At 51.9% G+C, this 11,628-nt stretch carries 13 protein-coding genes; 7 read left to right on the plus strand and 6 right to left on the minus strand.

What is annotated here, in order from left to right; genetic code table 11:
• Nucleotides 1-135 precede the first annotated feature (135 nt).
• From H8L32_RS11095 to H8L32_RS11105, 3 genes are all read left to right on the plus strand, one after another.
• Complete coding sequence (locus H8L32_RS11095) at nucleotides 136-2,013, plus strand: glucokinase (RefSeq protein ID WP_186947244.1); 1,878 nt, start codon at nucleotides 136-138, stop codon at nucleotides 2,011-2,013.
• 88 nt (nucleotides 2,014-2,101) lie between these two features.
• A complete protein-coding gene (locus H8L32_RS11100; protein ID WP_186947245.1) occupies nucleotides 2,102-3,256 on the plus strand; it encodes a helix-turn-helix domain-containing protein in 1,155 nt (384 codons plus the stop codon).
• Nucleotides 3,257-3,376: 120 nt separating this feature from the next.
• Nucleotides 3,377-4,444 (plus strand): alpha/beta hydrolase family protein, encoded by a 1,068-nt coding sequence (locus H8L32_RS11105; protein ID WP_230412151.1) that lies wholly within the window; start codon nucleotides 3,377-3,379, stop codon nucleotides 4,442-4,444.
• A 14-nt stretch (nucleotides 4,445-4,458) separates the two neighbouring features.
• Here H8L32_RS11105 and H8L32_RS11110 read toward each other — a convergent pair whose 3' ends face one another.
• From H8L32_RS11110 to H8L32_RS11120, 3 genes are read right to left on the minus strand one after another with little or no spacing between them, the layout of a single operon-like run.
• Nucleotides 4,459-5,034: a putative 2OG-Fe(II) oxygenase gene (locus H8L32_RS11110; RefSeq protein WP_186947246.1), complete on the minus strand. Its 576-nt coding sequence runs from the start codon at nucleotides 5,032-5,034 to the stop codon at nucleotides 4,459-4,461.
• A 48-nt stretch (nucleotides 5,035-5,082) separates the two neighbouring features.
• Entirely contained in the window at nucleotides 5,083-5,382 is a 300-nt protein-coding gene (locus tag H8L32_RS11115; protein ID WP_186947247.1) for a GNAT family N-acetyltransferase, read from the minus strand.
• Nucleotides 5,379-6,143: a sulfite exporter TauE/SafE family protein gene (locus H8L32_RS11120; protein WP_186947248.1), complete on the minus strand. Its 765-nt coding sequence runs from the start codon at nucleotides 6,141-6,143 to the stop codon at nucleotides 5,379-5,381. Before H8L32_RS11120 ends, H8L32_RS11115 begins: the two co-directional genes overlap by 4 nt.
• 115 nt (nucleotides 6,144-6,258) lie before the next feature.
• On the opposite strand from H8L32_RS11120, the gene H8L32_RS11125 reads away from it, so the two are divergent.
• The 4 genes from H8L32_RS11125 to gloA2 all read left to right on the plus strand — a co-directional run bounded on the left by H8L32_RS11125 (nucleotide 6,259) and on the right by gloA2 (nucleotide 9,526).
• On the plus strand, nucleotides 6,259-7,152 hold the full coding sequence (locus H8L32_RS11125; RefSeq protein ID WP_186947249.1) for a LysR substrate-binding domain-containing protein: 894 nt from the start codon (nucleotides 6,259-6,261) through the stop codon (nucleotides 7,150-7,152).
• Nucleotides 7,153-7,313: 161 nt separating this feature from the next.
• A complete protein-coding gene (locus H8L32_RS11130) occupies nucleotides 7,314-8,201 on the plus strand; it encodes a DUF6348 family protein (protein WP_186947250.1) in 888 nt (295 codons plus the stop codon).
• 62 nt (nucleotides 8,202-8,263) lie between these two features.
• On the plus strand, nucleotides 8,264-9,100 hold the full coding sequence (locus tag H8L32_RS11135) for a branched-chain amino acid aminotransferase (RefSeq protein ID WP_186947251.1): 837 nt from the start codon (nucleotides 8,264-8,266) through the stop codon (nucleotides 9,098-9,100).
• 27 nt (nucleotides 9,101-9,127) lie between these two features.
• Nucleotides 9,128-9,526: an SMU1112c/YaeR family gloxylase I-like metalloprotein gene (gloA2, locus tag H8L32_RS11140; protein WP_186947302.1), complete on the plus strand. Its 399-nt coding sequence runs from the start codon at nucleotides 9,128-9,130 to the stop codon at nucleotides 9,524-9,526.
• 96 nt (nucleotides 9,527-9,622) lie between these two features.
• Here gloA2 and H8L32_RS11145 read toward each other — a convergent pair whose 3' ends face one another.
• The 3 genes from H8L32_RS11145 to H8L32_RS11155 all read right to left on the minus strand — a co-directional run.
• Nucleotides 9,623-10,051: an ExbD/TolR family protein gene (locus H8L32_RS11145; protein WP_186947252.1), complete on the minus strand. Its 429-nt coding sequence runs from the start codon at nucleotides 10,049-10,051 to the stop codon at nucleotides 9,623-9,625.
• Between the two features lie 268 nt (nucleotides 10,052-10,319).
• Nucleotides 10,320-10,754 carry an ExbD/TolR family protein gene (locus tag H8L32_RS11150; RefSeq protein ID WP_186947253.1) on the minus strand — a complete coding sequence of 145 codons (435 nt, stop codon included), beginning with the start codon at nucleotides 10,752-10,754 and terminating at the stop codon, nucleotides 10,320-10,322.
• A gap of 230 nt (nucleotides 10,755-10,984) precedes the next feature.
• A partial coding sequence (locus H8L32_RS11155) for a MotA/TolQ/ExbB proton channel family protein (RefSeq protein WP_222619318.1) occupies nucleotides 10,985-11,628 on the minus strand: 644 nt, incomplete at its 5' end.

Genomic DNA, 11,628 nt, shown 5'->3' on the forward strand with positions numbered 1-11,628 from the left:
TGTGGTAAATTGCGAGATTGATGTAGGAATGCCTGACAGACATGGCAGGCATGACAGACATAACAGGCATGACAGAGAATGGCCGGATGATGGAATTTGTTCCCGGAATGGTATAACGTGACACATGAAGACAGCATGACGACAGAACACGCACTTGTAGAACATGGCAATGCCGCAGGTTTTTCCGGTGGCCCACGCTTACTGGCGGATATTGGCGCTACCCATGCACGTTTTACGCTTGAGTCATCTCCGGGCGTGTTTGAATCTGTCAAAGTCTTGAAATGTGACGAATACCCGGACATCATTGCCCTGTTACGTGCCTATCTGTCGTCGGTACCGGCCAGCAAGGTACATCATGCGGCCTTCGCGCTGGCTAACCCTATCGATGGTGACCAGGTCAGGATGACCAACCGCGACTGGGCTTTTTCGATTGAAGATGTACGCCGCGAATTTGGTTTATACACCCTGCTCATCGTGAATGATTTTACTGCGCTGGCGATGTCCTTGCCGGGCTTGCAGGCCAGGGATCTGATGCAGGTGGGTGGTGGTACACCCGTTGCCAAATCCGTGATTGGCGTGCTGGGGCCGGGTACCGGTCTGGGCGTGTCTGGCCTGATCCCTACGTCCGATGGATTTGTTACCCTGGGCAGTGAAGGGGGGCACGTCAATTTTGCACCGGTAGATGAACGTGAATATGCCATCCTGCAATTTGCCTGGAAAGAATGGCCGCATGTTTCTACCGAACGTCTGATCTCCGGCCCAGGTCTGGAACTGATTTATCGTGCCCTTGCCGATCGCAATAAAAAAACTGTCAAGGGTTTGCCGGCACAAGACATCATGCGTGGTGCGCTGACAGATGGCGATGCATTGTGTCTGGAAACACTGGAATGCTTTTGCGGCATGCTGGGCAGTTTCAGTGCCAATCTGGCAGTTACGCTTGGCGCTTTTGGCGGGATTTATATCGGTGGTGGCATTGTGCCACTGATGGGCGAGCGTTTTGCGACTTCCCCTTTCCGCAGCCGCTTTGAAGCCAAGGGGCGTTTTTCCAGCTACCTCGCACAAATCCCTACCTTTGTCATCACCACACCGAATCCAGCCTTTTACGGCGTATCAGCGATTTTGTCGGAACACCTGCGTGGCCGCAGTGGCGATAGTTCGCTGATGGACCGCATACAGCAATTGCAGTCTGAACTGACGCCGGCCGAAAGACGGGTTGCCAGCCTGGTGCTGGAAAACCCGCGCACCGTGCTGAATGAAGCCATTGCAGAAATTGCCCGTCTGGCCGATGTCAGCCAGCCTACCGTGATTCGTTTTTGCCGTTCCCTGGGCTTTCTGGGCCTGGCCGATTTCAAGCTCAAATTTGCCAGCAGCCTGACCGGTACCATACCGGTAAGACACAGCCAGGTACGTATGAGCGACAGTACGCATGACCTTAGTGCCAAGGTGATCGACAATACCGTGTCGGCGATTTTGAATTTCCGTGATCAGCTTGATGTGCGTTCGCTGGATCAGGCGATTGCTCTGCTGCGCAAGGCCAAAAAGGTCGAGTTTTATGCCATGGGTAATTCACGTGCGGTGGCGCTGGATGGTCAGCATAAATTTTTCCGCTTCCGCATTCCCACGGCTTCCTATGGTGATGCCCATTTGTTTTCCATGGCGGCAGAATTGCTGAATCCGGGTGATGTGGTGATTGTCGTGTCGAATTCTGGCAAGTTGCCAGAACTGTTGAAGGCAGTGGATGCCGCTCTGCATGCCGGGGCTGATGTCATCGCCATCACGCCGAACCAGTCGCCATTGGCCAAAAAGGCGACGGTCTGTCTGGCCGTCAATCATACGGAAGACAATGCTACTTTCCTGTCCATGATTTCACGCATACTGCAATTGCTGCTTATCGATATTCTGGCCGTGGGGCTGTCTATCGATGCACCAGTGACTGGTACTGGCGGTGATGACGTCAGGCGCAAGGAATTATCACGTTTCAGCAATTTACTGATTTCCCACCTTGACAGTTAATTCCTGGATCGCTGACTGATACTTCTGACGCTTGCGCAGATTGACGGCTTGCTGCTATCGTGATCATCTTTCATAGTGATGATCTGTCATGCCGTTTACCGAACCTTTGATGCTGCTGGATGCTGGGCTGCGTGGCACATTGATTGCCCTGTTACTGCTATTGTCCGCCATCCTCTGGCGTGACCGCCCGCGTCTGACCGTAGTGCGGACCGGCATCGCCCTTTGCCTGGGGCTGGCAGTGCAGGTATTTGCGGCTACCCCCTTGTTTGAAGCCATGGTGCCGCGCATATGGCAGGCACCACTGGTGGCTGTTTCTGTCGCGAATGCAGTGATGTTCTGGATATTTGTACAAGCCCTGTTTGATGATGACTTTGTGCTGCGTCCCCTGCATATTGTGCTCTGGCTGGTGGTGGCTGTACTCAGTGGCTTGAATTGCGCTGTGGTTGCTGGCAGTTCATCGATACTGACACCGCTATTGTTGGGTATACAACGCGGCGTTCCGCTGTTGTTTGCCGCTCTTGCTGCTCTGGCTGCCGCCCGGCAATGGCGTACTGACCTGGTTGAGCAACGGCGGCGTCTGCGTGCATTTATCGTGATTACCGGCATTGCCTATACCGTCATCCTGCTGGCAGCCCGGCTGGGCTCACCCCACGGGCGCTTAATGGGGCCGACGGCTACTGCCGATGTGCTGATTCTGTTACTGATTATCGCTACGGTAACAGTCAAAATGTTGAAATTGGGGAATCTGGATTTATTCCCCGCACCACGCCAGCAAGCTCTGCCCGTATCAGGGCAGCTTGATCAGCTTGATATGGTGCCAGCAGATGAGCCGCTGTCGCCAGGATATCCGCCAATATCCCCGACGCCCAGAGCCGTTGAACATGATCCCGCCGAAGAACGTCTTGCTATCAGATTGCAGGACCTGATGAAGCAAGAGCGTCTGTATCGTAGCGAAGAACTAAGTCTGGCCAGCCTGGCGGCGCGCCTGCAATTGCCTGAATACCGTTTGCGTCGCCTGATTAACCAGCGGCTGGGTTATCGCAACTTCAATGCCTACATCAATGAGTTTCGTCTGACTGAGGCACGCACTGCCCTGAAAGACCCGGCGCTACGGGATTTGCCGGTGTTGAGCATTGCGCTGGAGGCTGGTTTTCAGTCCATAGGACCATTCAACCGGGCGTTCAAGGCGGCGACTGGCCTTACGCCCACCGAGTTTCGCAAAGAAAATATGGCCGATTCCTGAAATCGGCTAGCCGTATTCTGCAATTTGCAGTCTCTGGCAAGACATCGTTTCGTTTCAAACCCATAGTCAGCGTCGTCGCAGGCCACCGCCTGTGGCTTTCACATGAACTGGAATCTGACTATGCATACCCTATCTGTTTTTAGCATTCGACGTATCTGGCGGTCTTACCTGTTCCCTGTATTGATACTTGTCTTGTTCTTATGGGCGAACAGGGCGCAGGCTGGTGTCGGTTTGGAAGAAATACCCGCAACGGCAACTGACGGTATCGTCACCCTGTTTTATCCCACCCAGGCTGAGGACCAGCCGCTAAGACGTGGTCGTTTTGTGCTGAACCTGGCAGAGCGGGCCGGGCCGATACGCGGCAATGGTCGCCTGATTGTCATTTCACATGGTTCTGGTGGTGGGCCTTGGGTACATGTAAATCTGGCACGCGCACTGGTTGAGGCAGGCTTTGTGGTCGCTATGCCGCAGCATCATGCGGATAATTTTATGGATGAAAGTAACCCCGGGCCGGATAGCTGGACGCTGAGGCCGGCAGAAGTGTCACGTGCCATTGATGCCGTTGGGCGTGATACCCGTTTTGCCAGTTTGCTGATGCTGGACAAAGTCGGTATCTACGGCATGTCCGCAGGTGGACACACTGCCTTGAGCATGGCTGGCGGGCGCTGGTCGCCAGCCGGTTTCAAGCAGCATTGTGAAGCCAGTCTGGAAGAAGATTTTCAATCCTGCGTTGGTCTGATTACCCGTTTGACGGGCAGCATGTTTGATGGCATCAAGAAATGGGCTGCCATGCTGGTGATACGTCATCGTTTCAGTGATGCAACGCCACGGGAGCACCATGACCCCAGGGTCGCTGCCGTGGTGGCAGGTGTACCAACTGCTGCTGACTTTGACATGACATCGCTGGCGCATCCGGCCATGCCGGTAGCCCTGATCACGGCTGGGCAAGACCATTGGCTGATACCGCGCTTTCACAGCGATCTGGTGATGCAGGCCTGTAAAAGCTGCGTGCTGCTGGCTCACTTGCCTGCCGCAGGTCATGGCGCATTATTGTCGCCTTTGCCGCCAGGATTGACGGGTTTGGTAGGTGATATGCTGAATGATCCGCCTGGATTTGATCGCAGCCAGATGGCTGAAGTTGACCAGAAGATCGCGCGTTTCTTTGAACAGCATTTACTGCAAAAGTAAATTTGAATAAAGACTCATTTTTTCAGCAAGTAATTGAAACTGAACGAGACCCGGTCCGTGTCAGTCAGATTGGCACTGACACGATGAAACACGTCCGAGCGGAACAGGACCAGCTTGCCAACGGCTGGTTCTATTACATAATTCTCAAATTGCTTGTATTGCATATCGCATGGGAAAATCGCCAGGTCACCATCATTCTGATTGGTACTGAAATAATAGGCGCCGCTGATGGGCACGCCTTCGATATTCCTGTCGTGATTATGCCTTTCCTGGTAACCGAATTTTTTGGTCACGTTAATCCAGCTTTGCGTGTAGCGATGATCAATCTTCCAGTCCTTGTCACGTCTGGTCATATGGACAAACTGCAGCACACTATCTTCGATGAATTTTCTCAGGGTATGCAAATGGGCGTAGGTAAAAATGTTTTTCTCCTGATCGAAAGACGACAGCACATTGTCACCCCAGGCATGGTTCAGCAAACGGTTCATGGCATCCTTGTGCTGCAGCACTTCTTCATTGATGCGCGATATGGTGTCATGGTCTGCATGCGAGATGCCGACCAGCGTGGGGAAAAGCACTTCGATATCCATACCTTATTCCTTATTCAAAAGGTGAATGCATAAGGCTGTGATGGTAGATCAAAGCGGGTGATTTGTGTCGCCTGACTTGATGGTTTGCTGGCAACTGACCTCCCGTCCGGGTAAGTCGGCGTGCAAAAAATTGAGCAAGGCTTTGGCAATGCCCTGTTCGCGGAATGCCGGTTTCACATACAGGACATTGATGTGGATGTGCTTGCCGTTGACGCTGCAATCAAGTGCGCCTACATGCTGCCTGTCCCAGAATGCATTGAACTGCACGCTGCACTGATCGGTGCTACTGCATTGCTTGCAGATCTTCAGGGACTCTGCCAGATTGCCACAGGGTATGGTGTTGATCATCCTCTTGCTCCCCATAGATAATGCAAACCCAGCAAGAGCAAGCCTGCAAAAAAGCAGCGCTTGAAAACTACGGGTTGCATTTTGTCGCGTAGCACTTGCCCCAACTGCATGCCGGCAACGGCAGGCAACAAGGCAAAAAGAGAATTGCCAGCGGCGTTCCAGTGCAGTTGCCCCGCCCATGCCAGATTGGCGGCAAGCGCCAGCGTGGAAACGGTAAACGTCAGGCCCATGGCCTGTATCAGGCTGTCTTTTTCCAGATTCAGGGTTTGCAGAAAAGGCACGGACGGCATCACAAATACACCGGTGGTAGCAGTGACTATGCCTGTCAGTGTACCGGCAACGGAAGCCATCCTGGTTTCCAGTCTGACAGGCATGTTCCAGTGAAATGATGCCAGGCCCATGCCGGCATAGGTAATCAGGGCCAGACCCAGACCGATACCTGACCAGTAAGGATTGATACGTGTCAGCAGCAGGGCAGACGCCAATGTGCCTGCGCAGATGCCCAGCAGCATGGGGCGCAGGCGATGCAATAGCTGGCGCAGATCAGGGCCGGCGGCAAGCTGCCATATATTCGTTAAAAGCGAAGGCATGATCAATAAAGCCGCAGCTTCCATGGTTGGCATGGACAAACTCAGCAAACCTATGGCGACCGTGGGCAAGCCCAGGCCGACAATGCCCTTGACCATACCAGCAAGTATAAAAACCAGGCAGATCACCAAGAGTTGCTGATAGCTGCCGAACAGGTTAGACAAGTTTTCCATTCACACAGTTTGCCATTGCCAGCAAGAACTGAAAATGTGGAATACACTCAGTTAGCCTTCGGATTATACTTAGGCTGAAGTAGTGATGATATGAAAAACTAAGGAAGACTACGCGATGCGCTTTGATCTGGTCGATTTGCAGTTATTTTTGCATGTGGTGGAAGCAGGCAGTATTACGTCCGGAGCCGGTCGCAGCCATCTGGCACTGGCATCGGCCAGTGCCCGTTTGCGTGGTATGGAAGAGCAGTTGGGTGTAGCCCTGCTTACCCGTAACCGGCGCGGCATAGAATTGACCGATGCTGGCCGTACGCTATTGCATCATGCCCGTTTGCTGATGCAGCAAATGGAAAGAATGCGTGGTGATCTCGGCGAATATGCAAAGGGCTTGAAAGGTCATATACGTCTGCTGTGCAATACCTCAGCCCTGACAGAATTTTTGCCACAGGCCCTGGCCACCTATATGCATGCACACCCACATGTGAATATTGAAGTGGAAGAACGGCTGAGCAATGACATCGTGCAGGCCCTGATGGAAGGTCAGGCCGATATCGGTATTGTGGCCAATACAGTCAGTTGTGCGGGTTTGCAGGTTTTTCCTTTTCGCCATGATCAACTGGTGTTGGTCACAGCATGTGAGCATCCGTTGGCGCAGATGGCGGATGTGGATGGCAGGGTGTCATTTGCCGATAGTCTGACGTATGATTTTGTCGGACTGGCTGGTGACAGTGCGCTTCAGCAATATCTTAGTGATCATGCCGCCAGACTAGGGCAGCGTCTGCGTTACCGGCTACGCTTGCGCAGCTTTGACGGCATCTGTCGCATGGTGGAAAGTGGTGCTGGCATTGCCATCATTCCGGAGACAGCGGCATTGCGTTACGAGAAAATAATGAAGATCAGCCAGTTGCAACTGACTGACGTCTGGGCGGTGCGGCAACTGCTGATTTGCGTACGCCAGTATGATGAATTGCCAGCCCATGCACGTGAACTGATTTCCATGATCAAGGCCTGATTCCGTCATCAGAAAGCTATGCATGGTTCATGAACATGCCGCAAGCAAGCATTCGGCGAATTAGAAGACAAATTAGACGAGCCGGCATGATTTGCTCGTGCATGGCGGGTTCTTGTTACAATGCAGGCTGATTGTCCTCATCCTTGTTTTTTCCTCCTGCCATGTCCCTGACTCATTCATTCAGCAAAGTTTTCAATACTGTTAAAGAAAAGTTGCTTCCTGCCCAGGCTATTCCGCAACAACAGGCAGCCTCACCATCGATTGAAACAGATCCTGTGCTGATGCAAATGGTGTTTGAAGTATTGACCGCAGAAAACATCAAGGCTACATGGCAAGGCAGTTACCTGCGTCTGGCAGACGGATTGGTATTGGCTGCCGAAAGGGTCGAAGCAGTGACCCTGGCAGAAGACAGATTCAGAACCTGTACCCGCATTCATGTCAGCCATGCAGACTATTTTCCGCAAGGTCTCAGTGAATATCAACATGCAATGGGAACAAGCGAAGTACTGGCGATGACGGAAGGCTTTCGTACCTGGGCCAGGATGGATTTGCTGGCCTTGCTGGATGCCACGCGTGAGTTACCCAAAGACTGTACTGTCATTGAAATGAATGTGGCGAGTGAGACTGACGTGGCGGCAGGCAAGGCCGTGTACCGCCAAGTCATATTGGGGCCGGTGGCCCATCTGGCGACCTTGCCAGCTCCCAAGCGCAAGGAAGAGCATCCATTTTGCCCCTGCTGCCTGTTCACGGAAAGCATGCCTGCTTTTCATGACCTGTTGCAGACCAGGCAATTTTTAGGCGTACGCCTGTTTGTCTCGCGTGACAATGAAGGCAAGCTGGCCGTTGATTGTCGGGTGAATGGCGAAGACTTTCCAGCAGCAACTGAACATCTGCAGAACTATGCAGAAAAATGGCCACAACGCGGCCTTGAATTTCGCAAGCAGTATGTCGTGATCAGAAGCAGTGAGCGTAGCGTGAATGCTGGCGGCGCTATTCATTCTGTCGATAATGCTGTCGACAGCGCCAATGCCTCAAGCGCTAAAGTATAGCTGAGCCCAGGCAGGCAAGTTGTAGAATCAAATGTCATCCATTTCTATCGTTGAGGAATACTATGTACCGCACTTATTTCAAGGGTCAATGGAGCGAAGGCAATACGCCTTTGTTTGGAGCGATGGATCATGCCGTCTGGCTCGGTTCTTCGGTATTTGATGGCGCACGTTCCATACGTGGCCTGACACCGGATTTGCGCCTGCATCTGCAAAGGGTCATACAGTCGGCCCAGAGACTGGGTCTGCAATGCCCCTACAATGTGGATGAACTCGAAGCCTTGTGCCGCGAAGGCATTGCCTTGTTTCCGGCGGATGCAGAGCTGTATATACGTCCGTTGGTATTTGGCACCGATGGCCTGCTTATTCCTGAACCGGCAACCTCCGGTTTTGCGCTGACACTGTTTGACGCAGCCATGCCGGCTTTTTCCGGATTCTCTGCCTGCCTGTCCAGTTTGCGCCGGCCCGATCCGTCGATGGCGCCGACAGATGCCAAGGCATCTTGTTTATATCCGAATTCCACCAAGGCTTTGCGCGAAGCCAAAGACCGTGGTTATGACAATGCCGTGGTTTGTGATGTGCATGGCAATGTGGCTGAATTTGCGACTGCCAATATCTTCTTTGTGACGGCAGACGATGAAATCGTCACCCCCGTTGCGAACGGCAGTTTCTTGTCCGGGATTACCCGGGCCCGTATCATCGGACTGTTGAAAGAAGATGGCAAGCAAGTGTCAGAACGCACGGTCAAACCGGAAGAACTGTTGCAGGCAAAAGAGATTTTCAATACCGGCAATTTTGCAAAAGTCACACCCTGCACGCGTTACGAAGACCGTCAGTTGCCGGTAGGTGACATAGCTACCCGTGCACGCGACCTGTATTTTGCCTTCATGGAAAAACAATAAGTCTGGTTGTGATGGTTGGTCATGAATATGCTTAAACGCATTCATCACATAGCGATTATCTGCGCAGATTACGCAAGCTCCAGGCATTTTTATACCGAATGCCTGGGCTTGCGCATCATCGCAGAAAATTACAGGGAAGACAGGCAGTCGTACAAGCTGGATCTGGCTTTGCCGGACGGCTCCCAGCTTGAATTGTTTTCTTTTCCCGGTGCGCCACCCAGACCTTCACGCCCTGAAGCCCAGGGTTTGCGGCATCTGGCATTTGAAGTCGATGATGTGGCTGCCTGCAAGGCAGCCCTGGAAGCGCAGGGCATAGTGGTAGAAGCCATACGTATTGATGAATTCACTAACCGGCGCTTCGTATTTTTTGCCGATCCTGATGGTTTGCCGCTGGAGCTCTATGAGGCCATGGCAGTACATGGCTGATGGCAGTTGGTGACGGACATGTAATGTGGTAATGGTCTCAATACAAAAGCAAAAAGGCAGGAAAACCTGCCTTTTTGCATTGATGCACTGTCGTTTTTACTTCAGGAATTGTTCATTCCCGACCATACCGATCTTGGTCACACCCAGACGCTGCGCTGCTGCCATCACTGCGGCTACCGATTTATACGGCACCACAGCCACCGGACGCAAATGCACTTCTGGCTGTACTGCTGCAGTCGCGGCTGCCTGCAACTTGGCATCCAGTTCACTCTGATTGACTGCAACGCCATCCCACAATACCGTACCATCAAAGTCAACATCGATATTAACAACTATCGGTTCGACCGGTTGTGGTGGTGTTGGGCCTGTCGGCATGTTCAGATTGATCGCATGGTTCTGGATAGGAATGGTAATAATCAACATAATGATCAATACCAGCATGACGTCAATCAATGGCGTCATGTTCATTTCTATCATTACTTCCGGATCAGCCGAAGCACCGCCGGAACCTATTTGCATACCCATAATGCTTCCTTTATGAATCACTTATTCACATCACGAATGATTCGGAATCTGAATAAAAAATCAAACTTCAAGACCTGAAATCTTTACCACAGAGACACAGAGTCACAGAGGAAAAACAAGAGATGAGAATCAGATTACTTGACAGTATTCGCTTCTCTCTTCTCTATCTTCTCCAGAATTTCTCTTTGCCTTTCTCTGTGTCTCTGTGCCTCTGTGTTGAGAGGTCTCAGGCCTTTATCGAATTGCTTGTAGTTCCGCTTGGTTCCGCTTAATTACGTGCAGGCGGTTCAATCACGAAGCCTACCTTGGCGATACCTGCCCGCTGTGCTGTCAAGATGCTCTTGCCAATAAATTCATAGCGGGTGTTCTGATCACCACGGATGTGCAACTCAGGTTGCGGTACCTTCACCGCTTCCACTTTCAATTTCTCAAACAGGTCATCCGTGCCACCCAGTGGACGCATGCTGCCGTTCCAGTACAGGTCACCATCCTTGTTCACGGACAAGGTGATGTTTTCCGGTTTGGTCTTGTAAATGACGTTTGTTTCTGCCGGCAGTTTGAGCTTGACCGTATCTGTAATCACCGGGGTGGTGATCAGGAAGATGATCAGCAAAACCAGCATGACGTCGACCAGCGGGGTGGTGTTGATGGTGCTGTTGACTTCGTCTTCGCCATCACCATCATTGCCAATTGCCATTGCCATAATGTGTTCTCTTTCGATGTTGCGCTTAAACCCTTAAGACCTCTCAACACAGAGGCACAGAGACACAGAGAAAAGCAGGAGGAAAACCTCTTGGTAAAACGTGACTTTTATCACTTTTATGACATCACCTACACGGTGATTCATTCTCTTTTGATGTTCTCTGTGGTTTTTCTCTGTGTCTCTGTGCCTCTGTGGTTAAGGGTCTTGGTTTAACTTAAACCTGATACGACTTATTTTTTAGCTGCTGTTTTGCCCATGTTACCGGACAGAACTACAGAGTGCAGGTCAGCGGAGAATGCACGGACTTCTTCCATGGCGCTCTTGTTGCGACGTACCAGGAAGTTGTAACCCAGAACTGCAGGAACAGCTACTGCCAGACCGATCGCAGTCATGATCAGCGCTTCACCCACTGGGCCTGCTACTTTGTCGATGGACGCCTGACCGGACATACCGATGGCTGTCAGCGCATGGTAAATACCCCATACTGTACCGAACAGACCAACGAACGGTGCTGTGGAACCAACAGTCGCCAGGAAGGCCAGACCATCTTGCAAACGGCTTTGAACTTTATCAACAGCGCGCTGGATAGACATGGATACCCAGGTATTCAAGTCGATTTGTTCCAGCAATGCGCCTTCATGGTGTTCTGTGGCTTTGATGCCAGAGTCAGCGATGAAGCGGAATGGGCTGCCTTCTTTCAGGGAAGAAGCACCTGCTTGTACAGAGGCTGCTTTCCAGAATTTGGCGCGGGCATCGGTTGCCTGGCCAGACAGTTTGACCTGGTCGATGATTTTGGTGATGAGGATGTACCAGCTGCCCATGGACATGATGACCATGATGATCAGTGTGCCTTTGGCGACGAAGTCACCAGTTT

It is taken from the genome of Undibacterium hunanense (genome assembly GCF_014284335.1).
Lineage (GTDB): Bacteria > Pseudomonadota > Gammaproteobacteria > Burkholderiales > Burkholderiaceae_D > Undibacterium > Undibacterium hunanense.